Annotated in this window: 21 protein-coding genes; 9 read left to right on the forward strand and 12 right to left on the reverse strand. The window is 61.8% G+C overall.

The window, feature by feature from the left end:
* Window positions 1–6: 6 nt before the first annotated feature.
* From DBV08_RS14800 to urtA, 11 genes are all read right to left on the reverse strand, one after another.
* The gene (locus DBV08_RS14800) at window positions 7–708 is read right to left on the reverse strand and encodes a GntR family transcriptional regulator (protein ID WP_124567887.1); all 702 of its coding nucleotides are present in this window, start codon (window positions 706–708) and stop codon (window positions 7–9) included.
* A 76-nt stretch (window positions 709–784) separates the two neighbouring features.
* Window positions 785–1,318, reverse strand: coding sequence for a carboxymuconolactone decarboxylase family protein (locus DBV08_RS14805; RefSeq protein WP_124567888.1), 534 nt, complete (start codon window positions 1,316–1,318; stop codon window positions 785–787).
* Entirely contained in the window at window positions 1,315–2,121 is an 807-nt protein-coding gene (locus DBV08_RS14810) for an SDR family NAD(P)-dependent oxidoreductase (RefSeq protein ID WP_124567889.1), read from the reverse strand. Before DBV08_RS14810 ends, DBV08_RS14805 begins: the two co-directional genes overlap by 4 nt.
* Window positions 2,122–2,218: 97 nt before the next feature.
* The gene (locus DBV08_RS14815) at window positions 2,219–3,415 is read right to left on the reverse strand and encodes an MFS transporter (RefSeq protein WP_124567890.1); all 1,197 of its coding nucleotides are present in this window, start codon (window positions 3,413–3,415) and stop codon (window positions 2,219–2,221) included.
* 9 nt (window positions 3,416–3,424) lie between these two features.
* Window positions 3,425–4,414 carry an LLM class flavin-dependent oxidoreductase gene (locus tag DBV08_RS14820; protein WP_039973481.1) on the reverse strand — a complete coding sequence of 330 codons (990 nt, stop codon included), beginning with the start codon at window positions 4,412–4,414 and terminating at the stop codon, window positions 3,425–3,427.
* A 129-nt stretch (window positions 4,415–4,543) separates the two neighbouring features.
* Window positions 4,544–5,233, reverse strand: coding sequence for a GntR family transcriptional regulator (locus tag DBV08_RS14825; RefSeq protein ID WP_124567891.1), 690 nt, complete (start codon window positions 5,231–5,233; stop codon window positions 4,544–4,546).
* A gap of 1 nt (window position 5,234) precedes the next feature.
* Window positions 5,235–5,927: an urea ABC transporter ATP-binding subunit UrtE gene (gene urtE, locus DBV08_RS14830; RefSeq protein ID WP_050656708.1), complete on the reverse strand. Its 693-nt coding sequence runs from the start codon at window positions 5,925–5,927 to the stop codon at window positions 5,235–5,237.
* A 3-nt stretch (window positions 5,928–5,930) separates the two neighbouring features.
* Window positions 5,931–6,767 carry an urea ABC transporter ATP-binding protein UrtD gene (urtD, locus tag DBV08_RS14835; RefSeq protein WP_124567892.1) on the reverse strand — a complete coding sequence of 279 codons (837 nt, stop codon included), beginning with the start codon at window positions 6,765–6,767 and terminating at the stop codon, window positions 5,931–5,933.
* Window positions 6,764–7,870, reverse strand: coding sequence for an urea ABC transporter permease subunit UrtC (urtC, locus tag DBV08_RS14840; protein WP_124567893.1), 1,107 nt, complete (start codon window positions 7,868–7,870; stop codon window positions 6,764–6,766). Before urtC ends, urtD begins: the two co-directional genes overlap by 4 nt.
* Window positions 7,867–8,751 carry an urea ABC transporter permease subunit UrtB gene (urtB, locus tag DBV08_RS14845; RefSeq protein WP_124567894.1) on the reverse strand — a complete coding sequence of 295 codons (885 nt, stop codon included), beginning with the start codon at window positions 8,749–8,751 and terminating at the stop codon, window positions 7,867–7,869. Before urtB ends, urtC begins: the two co-directional genes overlap by 4 nt.
* Window positions 8,752–8,805: 54 nt before the next feature.
* The gene (gene urtA, locus DBV08_RS14850; RefSeq protein WP_007735391.1) at window positions 8,806–10,062 is read right to left on the reverse strand and encodes an urea ABC transporter substrate-binding protein; all 1,257 of its coding nucleotides are present in this window, start codon (window positions 10,060–10,062) and stop codon (window positions 8,806–8,808) included.
* Window positions 10,063–10,329: 267 nt separating this feature from the next.
* Here urtA and DBV08_RS14855 point away from each other — a divergent pair, with 267 nt between their 5' ends.
* From DBV08_RS14855 to DBV08_RS14895, 9 genes are all read left to right on the forward strand, one after another.
* A complete protein-coding gene (locus DBV08_RS14855; protein WP_124567895.1) occupies window positions 10,330–11,070 on the forward strand; it encodes a TetR/AcrR family transcriptional regulator in 741 nt (246 codons plus the stop codon).
* A 126-nt stretch (window positions 11,071–11,196) separates the two neighbouring features.
* Complete coding sequence (locus DBV08_RS14860; RefSeq protein ID WP_124567896.1) at window positions 11,197–12,381, forward strand: ABC transporter substrate-binding protein; 1,185 nt, start codon at window positions 11,197–11,199, stop codon at window positions 12,379–12,381.
* 15 nt (window positions 12,382–12,396) lie between these two features.
* Window positions 12,397–13,272 carry a branched-chain amino acid ABC transporter permease gene (locus DBV08_RS14865; protein ID WP_124567897.1) on the forward strand — a complete coding sequence of 292 codons (876 nt, stop codon included), beginning with the start codon at window positions 12,397–12,399 and terminating at the stop codon, window positions 13,270–13,272.
* Window positions 13,272–14,300: a branched-chain amino acid ABC transporter permease gene (locus DBV08_RS14870; RefSeq protein ID WP_124567898.1), complete on the forward strand. Its 1,029-nt coding sequence runs from the start codon at window positions 13,272–13,274 to the stop codon at window positions 14,298–14,300. The genes DBV08_RS14865 and DBV08_RS14870 overlap by 1 nt, the downstream gene beginning before the upstream one ends.
* Entirely contained in the window at window positions 14,297–15,070 is a 774-nt protein-coding gene (locus tag DBV08_RS14875; protein ID WP_029254813.1) for an ABC transporter ATP-binding protein, read from the forward strand. The genes DBV08_RS14870 and DBV08_RS14875 overlap by 4 nt, the downstream gene beginning before the upstream one ends.
* Window position 15,071: 1 nt before the next feature.
* Window positions 15,072–15,776, forward strand: a complete 705-nt coding sequence (locus DBV08_RS14880; RefSeq protein ID WP_124567899.1) for an ABC transporter ATP-binding protein — start codon at window positions 15,072–15,074, stop codon at window positions 15,774–15,776.
* Between the two features lie 9 nt (window positions 15,777–15,785).
* Window positions 15,786–17,426, forward strand: a complete 1,641-nt coding sequence (locus DBV08_RS14885) for a class I adenylate-forming enzyme family protein (protein ID WP_124567900.1) — start codon at window positions 15,786–15,788, stop codon at window positions 17,424–17,426.
* Between the two features lie 68 nt (window positions 17,427–17,494).
* Entirely contained in the window at window positions 17,495–18,514 is a 1,020-nt protein-coding gene (locus DBV08_RS14890) for an alpha/beta hydrolase (protein WP_124567901.1), read from the forward strand.
* Between the two features lie 131 nt (window positions 18,515–18,645).
* On the forward strand, window positions 18,646–19,668 hold the full coding sequence (locus DBV08_RS14895) for an alpha/beta hydrolase (protein ID WP_124567902.1): 1,023 nt from the start codon (window positions 18,646–18,648) through the stop codon (window positions 19,666–19,668).
* Window positions 19,669–19,673: 5 nt separating this feature from the next.
* Here the strand turns inward: DBV08_RS14895 and ramB are convergent, their stop codons facing one another.
* Window positions 19,674–21,086, reverse strand: coding sequence for an acetate metabolism transcriptional regulator RamB (ramB, locus tag DBV08_RS14900; protein WP_019744436.1), 1,413 nt, complete (start codon window positions 21,084–21,086; stop codon window positions 19,674–19,676).
* Window positions 21,087–21,138 lie beyond the last annotated feature (52 nt).

The following is a 21,138-nucleotide window of genomic DNA, read 5'->3' on the forward strand; positions in this document are numbered from 1 at the left end:
CTCCGATCAGTCCGTGATGTTGGCGAGTGAGAGCGCGGTGATCGCGCGGGTCACCCGGTCGAGGACGACGTCGAGAGACTCGCCGATGTGCTGGTGCAAAAGCGTGCGGGCCTCGGGCAGATTGCCGGCACGTAGTTCTTCGAGGATTCGAATGTGCTCCGCGATCGAGGTGTCGATGCGGCCGTTGACCATGAAGTCGTACATCCGAACGTGCCGGATACGGGAATTCACCGACAGCAGCGACGCGACCAGTTCATTGTTTCCCGACGCCGTCAGTACGGCGACGTGGAATTCCTCGTCCCGTTCGACGAACCCCGGTTCCTGAGCCGGCGGATCGAGAGCTAGGGCACGCCACCGCACCAACTCGTCGTCGAGGATCGTTCGATCGTGCCGGATCGTCGGATCTGCGATCGCTCGGGTAATTCCTTGTAATTCCAGGGTGATTCGGAGTTCGTACAGATCTCGGATCCGCGGGATGCTCGGGCGCACGGCGGAGAATCCGTACTCTTCCCGGCGCAGGAGTCCATCGGCGCACAGCATCGTCAACGCTTCCCGTATGGGCGTGCGAGAAATGCCGAAACGCGTGGAGAGTTTCGGTTCCGTCAGGCGCTGATCGAACCCGATGGTCCCGTTGACCAGTTCGGTGCGTAGTTCCCGGTAGACCACCTCACGCAGTGGCTCCGGAGCCGTATTCATCCCTGTCGACATACCTGTATACGCTATTGATCAGGTGTTTCGTCCAGATGTCCTCGGGTTAGAGCTGAGTTACGGCCGCCGCGGAACTTCAGGAGAAGTCGCGCTGAACCCGCAAGGTTCCGATCGTGGTGGCCAGGCCGTCGTACTGGGTGACCAGCAATGTGAATTCGATCAACCGACGATCGTCGAGATGCTGCGAGAGCGTTCCCCACGTGTTGTCGGTGATGTCCTTGGTGGTGACCAACTCGTCTACCGCAGTCAGGATCGCACGGTGACGCGGACTCAACTCGGAAGCGTCAGGGCCCTCGATGATCCGGGCCAGTTGTTCTGCGTCGATTCCGGCTTTGCGGCCGAGCCTGATGTGGTGATCCATCTCGTAACCGCAGTCCCGCAGATGTGCGACCCGCAGGATGATCAGTTCGGTGTCGTGCCGAGAGATCTTGCCGCCGGGCATGAGTGAGCCGGAGTAGTGCAGCCAACCGCGGAAGAGTCCGCCCGTGCGCCCCAAGGTGCTGAACAGATGCGCATCGGGTGCTCCGGCAGCCTTCGACAGGACGCGCCAGATTCCCCAGTTGATCGGACCGAGGTCCTTGAATCGGCCGGGTGGGATGCGGGGGTTCATGCGACTCCACGGATGTGAGAGGGACGGAGGTCGATAGCTCGTTGCGCGATGTGGCGAACCGCAGCGCTGCGGCGGGGCGCGTGTACGCGTGACTTCCGGCCGACGATACCGCGCTCGAACGCGTCGACGGCGTCGGCGACGGTCGTGGTGCCGGCGCTGGCGAGGGTTCCGCGAGCGCCGTCGAAAGAGAGTGCGGTGGTATCGGTGTCGATGTCTCCGATATACGCGACGCCCACCTTGGTACCAAGGTGTTTCATTTCCAAGCGCAACGCGTCGCCCAACGCTTCGACACCGGCGCGCGAAGCACCGAACGGTCCGCGGAACGGGTGCTTCGCCGCGCCGTGGGCCGAGGCGACCACCAGGGCGTAACCATCTTCGTGACTGATGTGGGGACCCGCTGCGCGCAGGGTGTAGTACGTGCCCATTAGGTTGACTTCGACTGCGCGACGCATGTCTTCGACGTCTCCGCCGAGGATCGACGAGTTCGCCTCGACGCCGGCATTGGCCACGACGACGTCGATGCCTCCCAACTTCTCAGCGATGTAGTCGACGCCGCGAGATACCTGCTCGGGGTCGGCGACATCGCACAACTGCCACGGCGCGCGGCCGCAGGAAGTGGCGACTTGCTCGAGAAGTTCCGGCTCGAGGCCGAGCAGTCCCACGGACGCACCACGGTCGTACAGGCGTCTGGCCAGCGAAGAACCGATGTTGCGGGCGGCACCGGTGATCAGGATGCGCCGACCCGTCAGATCGTCGGCACTGCTCTTGCCCGATTCGGCCTTGCCCGCCTCGCTCTTACCCATGTGCTGTGTCCCTACGCAGTTACCTTCTGGTCCTCCGACGCTAACACCGCCGGGTAGCTGCGACTGCAAGTACCGCCAACTCCGTCCGAACGGGTGTTCAGACCGATGCGGCTTCGAGACGCGGATGTGACGTGGAAGCCTGGGGCGACCGCAATCGACGGAATCGGACCACGGCAACAACGGCGGCAACAGCGGCGAGGATCACCAACGGCAGTGACGGACCCATCGTGGGTTCGATGACAACCAGTAGCACCGGCAGTCCGAATCCGAGATAGGTGCCGACGTAGAAGATCCCGGTCAGGGCGCCCCGCGAGGCCGGGGGAGCCAGCGACTCGAGGTCGAGCAGTCCCTCACGCAGGCACAGTCCGTAGGCCGTACCGAGGACGAGCGCGCAGACGATGAACAAACCGAGCGCGGGGCGTGCGCCGCCGACCGCGACCAGAAGGTATCCGAGCGCCGCCAGCGCGGCGCCGACCGTGCCGGCCTGAGGACCCCAATTGCGATGGCGCGCAGCAGTTTGAACCAGGATTCCAGCACCCAAGGTCAGCGCCGCCGCGAAACCCGGAAGGAGAGGACCGGAGTAGCGGTCCCCGAGCCTGGCCGTCATGGTCACGAAAGACACTGTTGCGCTGGCGAACACCCATGGCGCCAACGGAAGTGCCCAGAGCAGTGCGCCCTTCACATTGGTTCCCGACCGCTCTGCACGGTCGGGAACCTGTGTGAACGTCGCAGCTTTGGTGGGAGCAGGAGTACGACTCCACTCAGCCGCCGCGGCAACCGAACCCACCGACAAGACGGCCGAGACGACAAAGGGCGTAGCGAGTGGGAAGGCGGCAAATTGTGCCAACAGACCCGAAAACATTGGTCCCAGTGCAAAGCCCGAGGTGAGTACGACGCCCGCCATCACGGTTCCGGACTTGCCGCGAAGGTCAGCTGCCCACGCGGTACCGGCGCCGATTGCCAGACCGGCACCGATACCGACTACGAGGCGCCCGACCATGAGCCCGGGCGCGTCGTGCCAGAGAAGAAGAATCAAGGTTCCGAGCGAGGCTATGAGTGCTCCGGGAAGGACGACTACAGCTCGGCCGACGCGGTCCGACACTGCTCCACCGGTCAACAGGCCGGGTAGGAGTCCGAGCGCATAGATACCGAAGACACCATCGAGTACGGCATGAGAGAGGCCCTCGTCCACCCGGAGAACCGGGATGAGTGAAGCAAAGTGGTTGGCGGCCCAACCCGTCGAAAGTAGTACGGCCAGTACCGAGATGAACCCGCGACGGGATGGATCGCCCATACCGGCAGCTTAGGCGGGCACCAGATCGCTCACGTCGGCGAGGAGTTCGAACGTGCGCAACCATGCCTCGCGGTTGGTGCCGGTCGACACCGTGATCAGCTCGTCGGCCTGCGCATGCTCGGTGAACTCGTCGAGGTAGGCGCGGACCTCCGTAGGCGTGCCGATGGCGCTGTACTTGGTCATTTGCAGAACCTGCTGACCGGCGGGGGAGTCGAGCAGCATGTCCGCTTCGTCGTCCGTGAACTTGCGCCCGCGTCCGAGAAGAAGACTGACGCGCGAACGCTTGGCCGCGAGGAAGTCCTGCTGAGCCTGCTCGTGCGTGTCGGCGGCGATCACGTTGACGCCGGCGATGACGTACGGCTCCGCCAATTGCTCCGACGGCTTGAACTCGCGTCGGTAGATTGCGACGGCGTCGCGCAGGGCGTTGGGGGCGAAGTGCGAGGCAAATGCATACGGGAGACCGAGCATCGCGGCGAGCTTGGCTCCGAACAGTGACGATCCGAGAATGTAGAGCGGAACGTGAGTGCCCTTACCGGGAACGGCATTGATTCCGGGGACGCGCGAGGTGTCGCCGAGGTAGCCCTGAAGCTCGAGTACGTCCTGCGGGAAGCTGTCGGAAGAACTCGGGTCGCGTCGCAAAGCCTGCATCGTCTTCTGATCACTACCGGGCGCGCGGCCGAGGCCGAGGTCGATGCGACCCGGGTGCAGAGTCTCGAGCGTGCCGAACTGCTCGGCGATCGTCAGCGGTGCGTGGTTGGGAAGCATGATGCCACCGGCGCCGAGGCGGATTTTGCTGGTGTGCGCGGCGACGTGGCTGATCAGAACGCTGGTTGCCGAAGACGCGATGGAACCCATGTTGTGGTGCTCGGCATACCAGATTCGCTTGTAGCCCCACTCCTCGGCTCGCTGCGCCAAGGTCACGCTGGCGTCGAAGCTGTCTTTGGCGGTTTCGTTGTCGCCGATATGGGCGAGGTCGAGGATGGAAAGTGGGACGGCCATGAATGTGGTGCCTTTCTCAGCGGGCAATTACAAGCGTTGTTGTGAAGTGCAACCGCTGCGAGTGCATTCCTATTTCCGAGAGACCACGTCACCGAAGACGTCACCGTGAACTCAGCGACACGAGGCTGATCAGTTACGCACGGCATTGGCCATTGCGGCCAACGAGAGGGCCTGCCGAGCGCGGTCGAGGACGACCGTTCGAGAGATGTCGATGTGCGATACCAGTGCCTCGTGGGCTTGCGGAATCTTGCCGTCGAGCACTAGTTCGACGACGGAGATATGTTCGTCCACGGTGGCCTTCATACGGTCGGGAGTCAGGTAGTCGAACATCCGCACGGGGCGCAGTTTCGAGTTGACGGCCTGAAGAGCGTCGACCAACGCGTGGTTTCCGGACGAGGCGAGGAGCGCGATGTGAAACTCCTCGTCGAGCGTCACGAAACCGGCGTCCGGTACCGGCATCTGTTTGAGAAATGCGTACCACTTGTCGAGTTCGGAACCGAGCGCGTCTCGATCATGGGCGGGGGCCTCACCCTCGAGTACCCGACGAAGCCCGTGCACTTCGAGGAGTATGCGCAGCTCGTAGAGGCCACCCAACTCGTCGAGGTGCGGACGGTACGGAAAGAGTCCGTGTTCGTCGCGCTCGACCAGCCCGTCGGATTCCAACTTTGCGAGCGCTTCGCGCACCGGTGTTCGCGAGACACCGTACAGATGAGCCAACCGTTCTTCGCCGAGCCGTTCGGAGGGTGCGATCTGACCGGTCATCAGATCGTTTCGGATCGACCGATAGACCTGCTCGCGCAGCGGCGGGCGCACACTCATGTCAGATTGCCATCGCTCGACGAACCGCGTCGGTGGACGTGGTGCCGCCCTCACCGGTCGAGGTCACGTGTCCGGCCGCGAGAATGCTGTAATGCTGCGCAGATTGGAGTGCGAAACCGATGTGCTGCTCGACGAGGAGGACACCGAGATCGCCGCGTTCGGTGAGTTCCATGACGGTCCTTTCGATTTCGGCGACCACGTTGGGCTGAATGCCCTCGGTCGGCTCGTCCAGGATGAGGATCTTGGGCTCGGTGATCAGGGCGCGAGCGATGGCAAGCTGTTGTCGCTGCCCGCCGGAGAGAAGTCCCGCGCGCCGGTCGAGGAGTGTGGTGAGCGCGGGAAACAGATCCAATGCCTCTGCGATGAGTGCCTTTCCGCGTTTGCGCCCGTCGGCGACCACTCGAAGATTCTCGGCAGTCGTCAGTTGTCCGAACGACTGCTGACCCTGGGGTACGTAGGCGAGTCCGCGAGCGACGCGGGCGCTCGGCCGTAATCCGGTGATGTCCTCACCGTTCAGAAGTACCTTTCCCCGTGTGGGTTTGATCAGTCCGACGGCGGCGCGTAGCAAGGTGGTTTTACCCGCACCGTTGTGGCCCATGACTGCCGCAACCCCGTCGCTGGGAACCAGCAGGGAAACGCCGTGGATCACTTCGGTACGTCCGTAGCCGGCGCGGATGTCGACGAGTTCGAGCATGATTCAGTCCTCCGGGGTCGGTTCGGTGTCGGCGCCGAGATCTGTTCCGGCAGCGGCTGTGCCGAGGTAGACCTCTTGCACCTTGGGGTCGGCTTGGACCTCCGCCACAGTTCCTTCGGCGAGTACTTTCCCAGCGGCGAGCACTGTGACGGACGTGGCGAAGGATCGCATGAAGTCCATGTCGTGCTCGACCACGACGACGGTTCGCGCACCGCCGATGCGCCGCAGAAGGTTTCCGGTCTCCTCGCGCTCCTCGAGACTCATGCCTGCGACGGGCTCGTCGAGCAGTAGCACGGAACAGTTCTGTACCAACAACATTCCGATTTCGAGCCACTGCTTCTGCCCGTGCGCCAGGATGCCCGCGGCAGTGTTCCTGAGGTGCTCCAACCCAGTTGTCTCCAGAGCCTCTTCGATCTCGGGAAGCACACCTTTGCGTTTTCTGAGCAGGTTCCACGGTGATCGGCCGGCTCCGGCCGCGATATCGAGATTCTGCAGTACCGAGAGCTCTTCGAAGACGCTTGCCGTCTGGAAGGTTCGTCCGACGCCGAGACGGGCGATCTTGTGAACCTTCTTGCCGAGCAGCTGCTCGCCGGACTTCGTGATCGAACCCGTCGCGGGAACGAGTCCGGTGATGGCGTCGACCAGCGTTGTCTTTCCAGCCCCGTTCGGGCCGATGAGAAACCTGAGGTCGCCCTGCATGAGGGTCAAGTCGACGCCGTCGACGGCCTTGAAACCGTCGAAGCTGACCGAAAGATTCCGTACTTCGAGGTACTCGGACGACATTCCGGCGTTGCCGCCCAGTGCCGGTGTGGGTTCGCTGGTGGCGGTTGTGTTGGTCATGACGACACCTCCACTGGTTGGGGTTCGGAGACCTTGACCGGTGGGTCGGCCGGGGTCTCACGCTTCTTGCGGTGGCGCATCAGGGCGAACAGTCCGGCCACACCTGCCGGGAAGAACCCGACAACGACGATGAACATCAACCCTTGTGCGTAGATCCATCCCGAAGGGAGTTTCTCTGAGAACGTCGACTGTGCCCACGCGACGCCGATCGCACCCAGTACCGGGCCGAGAAGCGTTGCGCGGCCGCCGATCGCTACCCCGATGAGGAAGGCGATTGACGGGACGATCCCGACGTCGGCGGGGGAGATGATGCCCACGATCGGAACGAACAGCGCGCCGGCGATACCGGCGAGGAACGCCGCGGTCACGTAGGCGACCAGTTTGATGTTCGCCGGATCGTATCCGAGGAAACGTACGCGCTCCTCTTGATCGCGGACGGCGACGAGGAGTTCGCCGTATCGGGAGTTCATCAGCTGGCGAATCAGGGCGACCGATGCGAGAAGAACTCCGGCGGCGATGAAGAACAACATCTGCTTGTTCGCCGGATCATTGAGGTTGAAACCGAAGAACGTGCGAAAGCGGTTGAGGCCGTTGCTGCCACCGATCGACTGCTGGCCGATCAAGAGGATCGCGAAAGCCGCGGCGAGTGCCTGCGAGAGGATCGCGAAGTACGCGCCCTTGACTCTCCGCTTGAACACACCGAGCCCGAGCAGAAAGGCAACAGCGGCCGGCAGGAAAAGGATCGCGAAGATCGCCACGAATGGCGAGGCGAACGGTTGCCAGTATCCCGGAAGTTCGGTCTTGCCGGCGATGGACATGAAGTCCGGGACCGCGTCGCCCTTGAGTTCGGCATCGGCGATCTTGAGGTGCATCGCCATCACGTATGCGCCGATTCCGAAGAACACGCCCTGGCCGAGCGTGAGCATTCCGCCTCTGCCCCAAGCCAAACCGATGCCGACAGCGACTATCGCAAAGCACAGGAATTTGGCCAACAGTGACAGTCTGAAGTCCGAGAGCACAGCCGGAGCGATGGCGAACAGCACGATTGCGGCGAGTGCGAAACCGCCCCACACCCGAATTCGGGAGTTGTTCAGGATGCTCATACGAGGCTCCTCGTCTTGATTGCGAACAGGCCCTGTGGCCGAACTTGAAGGAAGACGACGATGATGACGAACACGATCACCTTCGCGATCGACGCCGTCGTCGAGTACTCGATGAACGAGTTCAAGATGCCGAGGGCGAAGGCTGCGATCACGGCTCCCTTCATCTGACCGAGACCGCCGACGACAACAACCAGGAAGGCGTCGATCAGATACGACTGGCCGATGGTCGGGCTGGTGGAACCGATGAGCGTCAACGCCACACCCGCGACTCCGGCGAGCCCGGAACCGAGGAAGAAGGTCGTGATGTCCGTACGACGAGAAGAGATTCCGCTCGTCTCGGCCAGATCGCGATTCTGTACGACGGCCCGGATGCGTCTACCCATCGACGACTGCTTCAGTGCGACCGAAAGCGCGATCACCGCTGCGATCGCCAACACCAGAATGAAGATGCGGGTTTTCGGTACCACCGCGCCGAAAATATCGACTCCGCCCGAAAGCCACGTCGGTGCTGAAACATTGACTGCCGGCGCCCCGAAGATGTCTCGTGCCAATTGCTGAAGGATCAATCCGACGCCGAATGTCACCAACAGAGTGTCGAGGGGGCGGTGGTACATCCGCGATACCAAGACCACTTCGAGCACGACACCCATCAGTCCGCCGACGACGAAACCGACGAGCAGAGAAATGATCAACGATCCCGTTGCATTCGAAATCACCTGCTGCACTACGTATGCGGTGTACGAGCCGGCCATGATGAACTCGCCGTGTGCCATGTTGATGACACCCATCTGCCCGAACGTGAGAGACAATCCCAACGCTGCCAACAGGAGAATCGATCCGATACTCAAACCCGTGAACAACTGCCCGATCACAACATCCATGACAGACGCTCCACCTCTCTACTCGTCGATTCCGTCAATTCCGCCTTTCGTCGATCAGCTGCCGAGTCCCTCGGCCCAGGGGTAGTTCTTCAGGTACGGATCCGGCTCGATCGGCTGTCCCGAATCCCAGACCGTGTAGATCAGTCCGTCGGAACGGATTTCGCCGATCCGAGCAGTCTTGGTGATGTGGTGGTTGTCGCCGTCGATGGTGACGAGTCCCTCGGGCGCTTGGAAAGTCACACCGTCGGCGTTGTCCTGAATATCCTTGACCGCAAACGAGTTGGCCTTCTCGACGGTGTTCTTCCAGAGGTAGACGGAGGTGTATGCCGCTTCCATCGGATCGGACGTCGGCTTGTCCTGGCCGAACTTCGCCTTGTACGCCGCGACGAATTTCTTGTTCTCAGGGGAGTCGATGGTCTGGTAGTAGTTCCACGCCGTCAGCTGGCCTTCGACGTTCTGGACTCCGATACCGCCGACCTCTTCCTCCGCAATGGAGACGGAGACGACGGGCATGTCGGCGGGCTTCAGGCCGACATTCGAGTATTCACGGAAGAACGCAACGTTGGAATCGCCGTTGAGTGTGTTGAACACGGCATCCGCGTCGGCAGTGCGGACCTTGTTCACGATGGTGGAGAAGTCGGTCGAACCCAGAGGCGTGTAATCCTCGCCCTTGATCTCGATGCCGTTTGCTGCCGCGTACGCCTTGATGATGCGGTTGGCGGTCTGCGGGAACACGTAGTCGCTGCCGACCAGATACAGCGACTTGACGCCCTTCTCCTTCAGGTAATCCAGAGCCGGGATGATCTGCTGGTTGGTCGTTGCACCCGTGTAGAAGATGTTCTTCGAATCTTCCAGTCCCTCGTACTGGACCGGGTAGTAGAGCAGCGAGTTGTTGTCCTCGAACACGGGCAGCATGGCCTTGCGGCTCGAGGAGGTCCAGCCACCGAAAACTGCTGCGACGCAATCGCTGCTGATCAGTTTCTCGGCCTTCTCGGCGAACACTGTCGGCTCCGACGCGCCGTCCTCGGCCACGATCTGGATCTTCTTGCCCAGCACACCGCCGGAATCGTTGATCTCCTGCACCGCCAACGAGATGGAGTCGCGGACCGTCACTTCACTGATGGCCATGGTGCCCGAGAGTGAATTCAGGGAACCGACCTTGATCGTGTCCCCCGAGGTGTCGACGCACGACGTAGCCGTCGAATCTCCCGATGCGGTGTCTGTTGCCTTGCTTCCGCAGCCGGTGAGAACCAAGCCCAGCGCGGCGAGAGCGGCCGGCGCGGCAAGGGTGCGCTTCGAGAAGGTTCGCATGTACGGGCCTTTCGTGTCGATGGCTCTGGCAGACAATGGCTCTGACAGATCTGTATCCGGAGTGCGTATACAACGCTGTATTCGTCGAGTGCACAGAGTAGGTGGAAGTTGTTGCGGTGGAATGACTGTCGGTGACAAGTGTGTGTCCGGTGTTTCGATTGGGTATCCAGGACCTCACACCGCAGGTCAGAGAGGGTGCGGTGTTAGCATCGACGAGAAATTGATCAAGCACTCGCTTGACGATCGGAACGTCGGAAGGATCTTCTCGTGCGCTCGACCCGACGGGACGAAATACTCGCTCATGCGGCCAAGCTGTTCAGTGAGCGGGGAATCGCCGCGACGACGGTGCGAGACATCGCCGACGAAGTCGGGATCCTTTCCGGCAGCCTCTATCACTACTTCGATTCCAAGGACGCGATAGCCAACGAGATCGTCGTCCGGTTCCTCGAAGATCTCAACGTCCGGTACGAGGACTCGATCGAGCCGGAAGGTTCGGCCCGAGATCGCCTGGCCACGATGGTTTCGGTGTCTTTCGCCTCCGCGGTCGATCACCCGTATGCCACCGAGGTGTATCAGGGAGAAGCCATACTTTCGTCGCAGCCGGCAGACGCGCCCATCACCGTTCTGGTTCAGAAGGCACACAGTTACTGGCGATCGGCCATCACGCGCGGAGTTGCCGACGGGGAGTTTCGGGAAGACATCGATCCCGAGCAGTTTCACCGTCTCCTGCGTGAATCCGTCTGGTCCACCGTCGCGCAGTATCGCCCGCAGCTTTCCGAATTGGCCGAAGATCTGCAGCGCAATCTGATTTCTGTGTTCCTGGACGGCTTTGCCGCACGTTCCGTCGACGGCGAGCCGGTGGCACGCATTGCGCGGCGCACGGCGAAGAAGGAAGCGCAGACCGAATCTCCCGACTCTGAACTTGCCGAACTCCGTTCGGATGTCGACGAATTGAAGTCCGTCATTCGCGAACTCAGCTCCTCGATCCGGCAGCTGCAGAAGCCGTAACACCGCAGTTCGTGCGCATGTAGTTCGCATTTTGACTATCGGTGTGACCCAGTGCATACTTCTGTCCACACTCGTAAATCAAGCGCTTGTTTGATTTACCAAGCAGAGTCTGGACGGGAGTTCGATGTGAGACTCGGAAAGGCGATCGCCGTCTGCGCGGCAGTGGTCCTCGGGGCGAGCGGGTGCGCATCTGCCGGTGTCATTCCTGAAGACACCATCGTCATCGGTTTGGACGAGGATTCCACCGGGCCCGGTGCGTCGTACAGCACGATCGCCGGAAAGACCGTGCGGATGACCGTCGACCTGATCAACCAGGCCGGCGGAATCAACGGCAAGCAGGTCGAATTGGTTGTCGAGAATGACGAGAGCAGTCCCACCAAGACCCCGTCGATCATTCGGAAGTTGGTCGATCACGGGTCCAGTGCGGTCATCCTCGCCACCGGCAGCGGGTCGGTGCTGCAGGCCAAGTCGATTCTCCAGCAGTCGAAGATTCCCGCGATCGCTCCGGTCGTTCTCAGCGACGCCTTCGCCTCGGCGCCCGACAACGACTACTCGTTCATGATTCCGAACTCCTTGAAGCAGTACGCCCAGGTGTACTGCGGGGCTTTCGAGAAGATGGGGTACAAGTCTCTGGGAATTCTCGGTGACGCGAGTGCATCCATCGACGGAATCATCAAGACCCTGCGGCCGGCGCTCGAGAAGTGCGCGAGAGTGACGGGCGTCGAAAAGGCGCCGGTGGATGCCGCGGACATCACCGCACAGGTCTCACGTCTCGCGGAAACCGAACCGGACGCGATTCTGGTCGCCAGTATCGGCGGGCACTTCGAAATCCTCGCGCACAACACCTTGTCGAAGATCACCCCGCAGACGCAACGCTTCTCACTCGCTTCCATCGGAAACCAGCCCGCATCTTGGGCTTTGGCAGACCCGAAGGCGTTGAGCGGCATGGTGTACATGGGCTCGCTCAGTGAGAACAACCCGAGAACCGCCGAACTGCGTAGCAAGGTGCAGGCGGTGAAGGGGTCTGATTATCAACTGACCGCCTACGACGCTCAGGCGTACGACGCCGTCATGATGTTGGCCGAGGCCATCGAGATTGCCGGCGACCACCGAGATCGGACGGCCGTTCGTGATGCTCTTCAACAGGTTTCGGCACTTCCCGCGAGCTTCGGCCAGGACGGATTGACGCTGTCGTTTTCCCCTCAGGATCACCTGGCGCCGGACAGCCTCTGCGGACTGGTGCTCGTCGAATTCGGTGAGGACAACAAACCGGCCCATCCGTGGGATTCCTACCAACCCCCGTGCGGATAACCGAGGAGCCTTGACATGACAGATGCACAACTGTGGCTCGCAGCCATCGAGATCGGTGCCTTCTTCTCTCTGATAGCCCTCGGAATGTATCTCGTGGTGGTCGGCGCCGACTTCTTCAACTTTGCGATGGGTCCGTACGCGATGGCTGCGGCCATGGCGTCGAGTTGGGTCGCGATCAATTACGGGCTCGCTCTCTGGATAGCCATGCCGCTGGGGACCGCGGTGGCGGTGGCGCTGTCGGTCCTGACGGAAAAGCTTGTGGTCAAACAGGTTCAGAAGCGTTCGGGTCGGGGTGAACTACCGGCGTTGGTGGCGGTGACGGCAGTACTGTTCGGGATCCAGCAGCTCGCCGGCACCGTCTTCGGCCGCACACCACTTCCCGGGCAGAAGATCTTCGACTTCGATCCGATATCGGTGCTCGGTGCCACCGTCGACAGCTCGACCGTTGTACTCGTCGTCGGTACCGCAGCGATCTTCGTCGGTATCGGACTGTGGCTGAACCGGTCCACGTCGGGCCGTCTGCTTCGCGCCGTCGGCGACAGTCCGGATGCCGCCCGCGTCCTGGGCTTGCCAGTGGATCGGGTTCGCCTCATCGCGTTCACCCTCGCGGGCGTGATCGCCGCCGTCGCCGGACTTCTGTTCGCTCCCAAGGCCGGTGTTCAGTTCACGAGCGGTCTGTCATGGACGCTGACGGCATTCATCGCACTCGTCATCGGTGGTACCGGCCGGAGTTGGGCTCCGCTGATCGGCGGAATGGTGTTGGGCGTCGTCCAGGTATTCGCCCCGTACTACTTCGGTGCGAGTGCTGCTCAAACCGCCATTCTGTTGATTGCCCTGGTGTTCTTCGCTTTCCGTCCGGAAGGCTTGCTCTCGAGGAAGGTTCGCGTCTGATGGCCTCGCTTTCTACCAGTCCGCTGACGTCACGTCCGCCCACTACGGCCGGCGGTTCCCGGACGAGAATGCTCGCCGTGTCACGAGAAGCGCTGATCACCGTAACCGTGGTTGCCGCCGTGCTTCTGTGGATGGGTCCGAGTCTGTACCGGCAGGATCTGGTGTTCCTCGCTGCGACGTATTCGCTGATCGCACTCGGAATGTACGTGCCATTCGTGCTCGCGGGATCATTGTCGATGGCGTACAGCGCGTACGCGGCGATCGGCGCGTATGCCGTTGCGCTGATTTCGGTTCGGACCGGGTTGTCGATGTGGTGGGGATGGATTCTCGGCGCCCTCGCCGCTGCAGCGGTTGCAGTACTCCTCAGCTTGGCAACGCAGAAACTCTCCGGCTTCTACCTTGCCGCGGTGACCTTGTTGTTCGGTATCGCTTTCGAGCACTGGTTGATCGACGGGCCGAGTTTCACCGGCGGGTCGGCCGGGATCTCGGGCGTCGAGACTGTGACGATGTTCGGCTGGGAGCCACCGCGCTACGCATTGGTCGTGTTCGCGATCTTGTTCGTGTGTCTGATCGCGGTCGCTGTCGATCGACTCCGGAAATCGGTGTGGGGGCTGATGTTGCAAGCTGCCCGCGACAATCGCAATGTCGCACGGTCTTCCGGCGTCAATCCTGCGCACCTGACCGTCGTGGCGCTGGCGATCGGTGCCGCGATCGCGTCGACCGGCGGATCGCTGTTCACCGTGTCGGTGCAAGCTGTCACCCCTGAAACCTTCACTCTCAGTATTGTTTTCCTCGCAATCTTCATGCCGATCATCGGCGGTCGCGGTTCGGCGTGGGGTGCTCCGCTCGGTGCGTTGATCGTGGTGATCGTGACGCTGAACATGCCCGGCTACCAGGGAAGCGGCGAACTCCTGCTTGCCGGAGCCGTCCTGGTGATCCTCATCGTCGCGCCTGGTGGGGTGATCGGGTGGAGTCAGAACGTTCTCGGTCGAATGAACCGTCTGTACAAGGAGCGTGGCATTCGATGACGCGGCTACTCGAAGTGAGCGGGCTCCACAAGTCCTACGGCGGCGTCCGCGCTGTCGACGATGTCTCGTTCAGCGTCGGACCGGGAGAGGTGATCGGCCTGGTCGGCCCGAACGGGGCAGGCAAGACCACACTCGTGGACTGCATCTTCGGCACCCAGCAAGCAGACTCCGGAACCGTCGCGCTCGCCGGTGCTCCCTTGACCGGGCCGTCGGAGCGCCGTGCACGGCAAGGGCTCTCGCGCACGTTTCAACATCCGCAGCTCGCGGCGGAACTCGACGCCGTCGACAACATCATCCCGGGACTGTACGGGCACAAGATCACCTCACCGCTGCACTCGCTGTGGTGGGCGATCAAAGGTCCTTTCGAGAACTGGGACCGGACAGCGCAGCGGGCCCGGGAGATCGCTGCGCGATACTCGGTCACCGACGTCGAGAGTGCTTGCGGGGATCTCAGTTTGGGCGCGCAGCGTCTGGTCGAGGTGGCGCGGGCGATGGCGACCGAACCCGATGTTCTCCTGTTGGACGAACCGTTTGCCGGCGCGGATCACGACGGCATCGCGGCCATCTCCGGTGCCGTGCGATCGATTGCCGCGCAGGGCAAAGGAGTAGTCCTGGTCGATCACAACGTCGATCTCATCGCGGCGCTCGCCACCAAGATCGTGCTGCTCAATTTCGGATCAGTGGCGTTCTACGGACCACCGCAGGAGTGCTTGGCCAGCGACGCGATGCGAGAAGTCTATTTCGGTTCCGAATACGAGGAAGGCGCCTGACATGCTCGAACTCGACAGAGTCACAGTTCGATACGGATCCGCTGTCGCCGTCCGGGAAGTCTCCCTTGTCGCCCCCGCCGGAGAAGTGACAGCGATCGTCGGACCGAACGGTGCAGGCAAGACCAGCTTGGCGGGATCCATCTACGGCTCGGTTCCCGCCACCGGGACAATCAGATTCGATGGTCGAGAGATCCAGAAATTATCGGCACTGGATCGTGTCCGCAGCGGATTTGCCTACGTTCCCCAAGGCAGGCAACTGTTCATGCGAATGTCCGTTCGCGAGAACCTACGCGTCGGCGCAGACCTGCTGGGATTGAAAGCCGAAGCCGTGGAAACAGCTTTCGAGAGGTTCCCGATCCTGCGTGAACGCTCGGAGAGTTATGCCGGGGTCCTCAGCGGTGGTGAGCAGCAGATGTTGGTTCTGGGGCGGGCCCTTCTGGAAACCCCGAAGGTGCTGCTCCTCGACGAGATGATGACAGGACTGGCACCGAAAATCGTCGCGGAGCTGCGAGCGCTGGTCGGGGGTCTGGCCGCCGAAGGTGTGACCGTCATCGTGACGGAACCGGCACTTACTGCACTGAAATCGGTTGTCGACCGCGGATATGTCATGCAGCGCGGCGAACTCGTCCGCGAATGCGATTCCGCAGCGACACTGGACAACGCGTACAAACAATCGATGGGCGTCCTCAGCGCCGACGGGAGATGATCGACGATCATGCTTGAAACGAAGACACTCGACTTCACCGTCGGTGAATTCGCCACGAATCCGGACCGGTTCGCCGGCGTCAGCATCAGCGAAATGGTCAGGCATTGGTCTGAGACCATCCCGGACGAAACCGCCTTTGTCACTCCGGAATCGAGGGTGTCGTGGAAACAGTACGACGCGGCTGCCGATGCGATCGCGTCGGCGCTGGATCTAGCTGGTGAGGGGTACGGACATGTTGCCGTGTTGCTTCCCGACACCGCTGTATTCCATGCGGCTCTCTGCGCAGCATTTCGTACCGGCCGCGTCGCCGTCGGAATCGGTTCGCGCTCGGGCATTCGCGAGATCTCTCATCTGATCGCCCGCTCGGAAGCCTCCGTACTCGTCACCACTCGCACGCTGCGAGGCGTCGATACCGCCGAACTCGTCGCGAGTCTGCGGGCAGAGCATCCCGGACTGGACGTCGTCTTCGCCGACGAACGCGCCGACGTGAGTTTCGAACGCGTGAGCGCACACGGCGAACTCACCTCGTTGCCGGTCGAGCTAAAGCAGTTCCCCGCAACCAGTCCGTGTTTTGTCACGTCAGCCGTTTCGATGCTGAACTCGACCTCCGGCACGACGGGCCTGCCCAAACTGGTCACACAAACCGAGGATCGTTGGGTTGGTTTCTCCGAGATTGCCGCCGAGGCGGCGGCGATCGGTCCGGATGAGGTGTTCCTCGGCGGGGTTCCGGCGCCTTTTGGATTCGGCCTCTGGACTTCGCATTTCCTGCCGGCGCTACTCGGTGCTCGTAATGTCGTCATGGAACGCTTCGACGTTTCGGTGATGATCGAGTTGATCGAGCGCGAACGGGTTACCGCTTTGAATTGTGTGAGTACACAATTCAAGATGCTGTTGCGTTCGGAGGCCGCGGAATCCGCCGATCTCTCGTCACTTCGTTTCATGTTCACCGGTGGTGAAGCCGTGCCGTATTCGGAGGCACTGGCCTTCGAACAACGCACCGGAGCTGCGGTTCTGCAGTTCTACGGCTCGAACGAAACCGGCGCGGTCTCGGTGACGACGGTTGCGGACGATTCCGATACCCGACTGAAGACGTGTGGCCACGTCATCGATCGTATGCAAGTTCGTGTATTCGACGACGCTGCAAAGGAAGTGACGGGCTCGGTCCGTCGTGGTCAGCCTGGGGTCAACGGACCGCTGATGTGTCAGGGCTATTGGGGCGACGTCCATGCAAACGACGAGTTGTACACCGACGGCGGTTGGATGCTTCTCGGCGACATCGTCGAGATCGACGAGACCGGGCGGGTGCGGGTGGTGGGGCGCAAGGCCGACATCATCATTCGAGGCGGCAAGAACATCTCCGCGGTCGAAGTCGAGGAGTACGTGCGCGCGCATCCTTCGGTAGAACTGGTCGCCGTGGTCGGGGTCGACGATCCGCTGTTCGGTGAGAAGGTCTGTGCGGTCGTCGTATCCGCCGATGACGATCTGAGTTCGGAGGACCTGACCGCCTGGCTGCAGAGCCGAGGAGTGACCCGCGAGTACATACCCGAGTACGTGATGACGGTCGCCGAATTGCCGATGGCGGCAGGCGGCAAAGTAGCCAAGGGCGAAGTCAAGGCACTCGCGCAGCGGCGGATCGCTGAACTCGGCTGATCGCGCCTGGCAGTACCGGCTTCGCGTTACGCTGATCCGGACATTGTGCCGAGAGTGAAGGAAACCCGATGACGAACCCTTCACCGCACCGATGGCGCAAGCGAGCACTGTTAACGCTCGGGATCCTGATCGTCCTTGTCGGCGCCGTGGTTCTGGCCTTTGTGCTCAGCCCGAGACCCGGCGCGCTCACCGTGCGCTGGGTCTTCGATCGTGACGCCGTGAAAGTCACCGAGGCGCTGGAGAAGCACGCTCCGGATGGTGTCGACTCGATCAAGGACCAGCAGTACCGCGCCGATGACGACGACGCATACCTGGATGTCTACTTTCCCGCGGCGACGACGACCGCATTGCCTACGGTGATCTGGACTCATGGCGGTGCCTGGATCTCGGGAAGCAAGTCCAACTACGCGCCGTACTACGAGTTGCTGGCCTCTCGTGGCTACACCGTTGTGTCCCTGGACTACTCACTCGGACCCGAGCACAACTATCCGACCGCGGTGCGGCAGCTCAACGACGCGCACGCGTACGTCGTCGCGAATGCGGAACGACTGCATGTTGATCCGACGAAGATTGTTCTCGCCGGTGATTCTGCGGGAGCGCAACTCACGAGTCAGCTCGCCGCTCTCATCACTGATCCCGCATATGCGGACCGAGTGGGCGTGAACCCGTCGCTGCGGCCGGATCAGTTGCGCGGAGTAGTCCTCAACTGTGGCATCTACGACGTCGGGAACATGGTCGGCGGGCCAGGCATCATCGGCTGGGGAGTTGATCGGTCCCTCTGGGCGTATACCGGGGTGCGCGACTTCATGAGTACCGAAGCGGCGGATCAGATGTCGACCTTGAACTACGTCACCGATCGATTTCCGCCTGTCTACGTCAGCGGCGGCAACGCGGATCCTTTGACAGATTCTCAGTCGAAACCGTTGGCTGACAAATTGACGGGGTTGGGAGTTGGGGTCGACACACTGTTCTATCCGGCCGATCACGTTCCGGCGCTCGGTCACGAGTATCAGTTCGATCTGGACAATGCCGACGGTCTCACTGCACTCGATCGCACGGTTCAGTTTCTCGACGCACATACCCGCTAGTTGTCGGATGATGCTGAGACGCTAAAGAAATGGTCATTTCAGACAAAGCGCCGCGGGTGTGTTGCCGGGTAATTCTCGACTAGTCCTTTTGGTCTAGCCTGGGTGAATCCGATCCGACCCCAGGAGTTGTTGTGCGCGCGTCTTCCCCCGACAGACGGCGAAGGCGCATTGTCGGAATCGCGGCGGTATTCGTCGTCATTCTGCTGTCCGGGGTAACCGCGGCACTCGTCAGTCCGTGGCCGGGAGTTCTCCTCGTACGGTGGATGTCGGCGGGTGGCTCCGAAGCGACTCACGCACAACTCGACAGGCACGCGCCATCAGGAATCGTCTCGGTCCTCGAACAGTCGTATCGCGACGGCGACGCCGATGCGCAACTCGACGTGTACTACCCGTCGGAGTCCACTTCTCCGCTGCCGACGGTGATCTGGATACACGGCGGTGGCTGGATTTCAGGTTCGCGAACCGATGCGTCCGGTTACTACAAACTGCTGGCAGATCAAGGGTTCACCGTAGTTTCGGTGGACTACTCACTGGGGCCGAATGCGTATTACCCCACCGCCGTGAATCAGCTGAACGACGCGTATCGATATCTCTCGAGCAATGCGGACAGGCTGCATGTCGATTCGAACAATCTCTTCCTTGCGGGAGATTCGGCAGGCGCGCAATTGTCCAGTCAGTTGGCTACCGTCATGACCAGCCCTGACTACGCGTCGCAGATGGGGATTGAACCGGCACTACGCCCCGAACAGATACGTGGAGTCGTCCTCGACTGCGGGGTGTTCGATCTGAAACCGCTGCTGTCACAGGGGAAGTACCTCGGTTGGGGCGTCGACAAGCAATCGTTGTGGGGATACCTCGGAACGAGGGACTTCGACGGGTCGACTGCAGTGGGTCAGATGTCGACACTCGGGCATGTGACCTCGACCTTTCCCGCGACGTTCATCACCGGCGGAAACATCGACCCGCTGACCGCCAGTCAGTCGAAACCCATGGCGCAACGGCTCGCCGATCTCGGCGTCGAAGTCGACGCACTGTTCTACCCCGACGATCACGAGCCTGCGCTGGACCACGAATATCAGTTCGACCTCGATACCGTGGACGGGATGATCGCGTTCGATCGCACAGTCGCGTTCTTTCGCAACCACGTGCGTTAGTGCGCTCAGCGAATCACGTAAGGCGAAATCGAACTCCGGTGCTCGCTGATGTCGAGGTCTTTGCCCAACGGAGGGAAGGCACGCTGCGGACAGTTGAGGCGTTCGCAGACGCGGCAGCCCGAGCCGATCGGCGTTCCCGGATTCGACTCGTCCAGATCCAGACCGTCGCTGTAGACGAGCCGGTGCGCGTGTCGAATCTCGCATCCCAATCCGATGGCGAAGATCTTTGCGGGCTGTCCGTATCGAGCCGCTCGACGTTCGACCGTGCGCGCAACCCAGAGGTATCGGCGGCCGTCGGGCATCTGTGCGATCTGGGGCATGATCTTGCCCGGATAGGAGAACGTCTCGTAGACGTTCCACAGCGGGCACGTACCGCCGCTGGTGGAGAAGTGGAAGCCGGTGGCGGACTGACGCTTCGACATGTTTCCGGCCCGGTCGACACGTACGAACATGAACGGAACCCCGCGAAGTTTGGGGCGCTGCAGGGTCGAGAGGCGGTGGCAGATCGTCTCGTAGCTCGCGGAATAGAAGGCGGACATGCGCTCGATGTCGTACCGGAAGTCCTCGGCGACGTCGTGGAACTGGCTGTAGGGGAGCACGGTGGCCGCCGCGAAGTAGTTGGCCAATCCAAGTCGCGCCAGGGAGACCGACGCTTCGCTGGTGAAGTTGCCCTCGGCCACCAACGAGTCGAGCAGGTCGCCGTGCTCGAGATAGGCGAGTTCCGTCGCAAACTTGAAGACCTGTTGCCCGCCGGAGAGCCTCGCGGAGATTTCCAGGACTCTGGTGTCCGGGTCGTATCGATGAAGTATGTTCTCGCCCAGGTCGACTCGTCGAACGATCTGCACGCCGTGGACGGTCTCGAGGCGTCTGGCGATCTCGCCGGCGACGTCGCCGCGGTGAAAGCGCATCCGGGCAGTGAGTTCTTCGGCCGCGGTGTCGAGATCGTGAATGTAGTTCTGCCGCTGATAGAAGTAGTCGCGCACTTCCTCGTGCGGCATGGTGATCGAACCGCTGCCGCTGCCGTCCGAGAATCGGTCCTCCGTCGCTGCGGCGAGCTGCGCCGTCGTGTTGCGGAAGCGGCGATGCATGTTCACCATCGCCTTGGCGAGGCCGGGGTGGGTGGAGACCATCTCCGCGATTTCGTGGGCGTCGGCGTCGATGCCCATCTCCTGATCGAGAGCGACCTCGCGCATTTCTGCGATCAAACGTGTGTCGTCCTGCGGGGAGAAGAAGGTGGTGTCGACACCGAACACTTCACTGATTCGCAGGAGGACCGGCACTGTGAGTGGCCGTACGTCGTGCTCGATCTGATTGAGATAGCTTGCCGAGATCTCCAGCGTCTTGGCCAGCGAAGCCTGGCTCAACCCGCGCTCGGTCCGCAGTTGGCGGAGCCGGACACCGACAAAGGTTTTCGACATTTCCCCAGGATACGAGTGACGGCCCGGCTTCGCAAAGGTGGGTTCGCAGACT

Origin of the sequence: Rhodococcus sp. KBW08 (assembly GCF_003852455.1) — a bacterium.
In the GTDB taxonomy this organism is placed as follows: domain Bacteria; phylum Actinomycetota; class Actinomycetes; order Mycobacteriales; family Mycobacteriaceae; genus Rhodococcus_F; species Rhodococcus_F baikonurensis.

What these genes read in the sequence shown, in the direction of transcription:
- DBV08_RS14800 (WP_124567887.1), bottom strand. Translation starts at nt 708, where the DNA reads ATGTCGACAGGGATGAATACGGCTCCGGAGCCACTGCGTGAGGTGGTC.
- DBV08_RS14805 (WP_124567888.1), bottom strand. Translation starts at nt 1,318, where the DNA reads ATGAACCCCCGCATCCCACCCGGCCGATTCAAGGACCTCGGTCCGATC.
- DBV08_RS14810 (WP_124567889.1), bottom strand. Translation starts at nt 2,121, where the DNA reads ATGGGTAAGAGCGAGGCGGGCAAGGCCGAATCGGGCAAGAGCAGTGCC.
- DBV08_RS14815 (WP_124567890.1), bottom strand. Translation starts at nt 3,415, where the DNA reads ATGGGCGATCCATCCCGTCGCGGGTTCATCTCGGTACTGGCCGTACTA.
- DBV08_RS14820 (WP_039973481.1), bottom strand. Translation starts at nt 4,414, where the DNA reads ATGGCCGTCCCACTTTCCATCCTCGACCTCGCCCATATCGGCGACAAC.
- DBV08_RS14825 (WP_124567891.1), bottom strand. Translation starts at nt 5,233, where the DNA reads ATGAGTGTGCGCCCGCCGCTGCGCGAGCAGGTCTATCGGTCGATCCGA.
- urtE (WP_050656708.1), bottom strand. Translation starts at nt 5,927, where the DNA reads ATGCTCGAACTCGTCGACATCCGCGCCGGCTACGGACGTACCGAAGTG.
- urtD (WP_124567892.1), bottom strand. Translation starts at nt 6,767, where the DNA reads ATGACCAACACAACCGCCACCAGCGAACCCACACCGGCACTGGGCGGC.
- urtC (WP_124567893.1), bottom strand. Translation starts at nt 7,870, where the DNA reads ATGAGCATCCTGAACAACTCCCGAATTCGGGTGTGGGGCGGTTTCGCA.
- urtB (WP_124567894.1), bottom strand. Translation starts at nt 8,751, where the DNA reads ATGGATGTTGTGATCGGGCAGTTGTTCACGGGTTTGAGTATCGGATCG.
- urtA (WP_007735391.1), bottom strand. Translation starts at nt 10,062, where the DNA reads ATGCGAACCTTCTCGAAGCGCACCCTTGCCGCGCCGGCCGCTCTCGCC.
- DBV08_RS14865 (WP_124567897.1), top strand. Translation starts at nt 12,397, where the DNA reads ATGACAGATGCACAACTGTGGCTCGCAGCCATCGAGATCGGTGCCTTC.
- DBV08_RS14870 (WP_124567898.1), top strand. Translation starts at nt 13,272, where the DNA reads ATGGCCTCGCTTTCTACCAGTCCGCTGACGTCACGTCCGCCCACTACG.
- DBV08_RS14875 (WP_029254813.1), top strand. Translation starts at nt 14,297, where the DNA reads ATGACGCGGCTACTCGAAGTGAGCGGGCTCCACAAGTCCTACGGCGGC.
- DBV08_RS14880 (WP_124567899.1), top strand. Translation starts at nt 15,072, where the DNA reads ATGCTCGAACTCGACAGAGTCACAGTTCGATACGGATCCGCTGTCGCC.
- DBV08_RS14885 (WP_124567900.1), top strand. Translation starts at nt 15,786, where the DNA reads ATGCTTGAAACGAAGACACTCGACTTCACCGTCGGTGAATTCGCCACG.
- DBV08_RS14890 (WP_124567901.1), top strand. Translation starts at nt 17,495, where the DNA reads ATGACGAACCCTTCACCGCACCGATGGCGCAAGCGAGCACTGTTAACG.
- ramB (WP_019744436.1), bottom strand. Translation starts at nt 21,086, where the DNA reads ATGTCGAAAACCTTTGTCGGTGTCCGGCTCCGCCAACTGCGGACCGAG.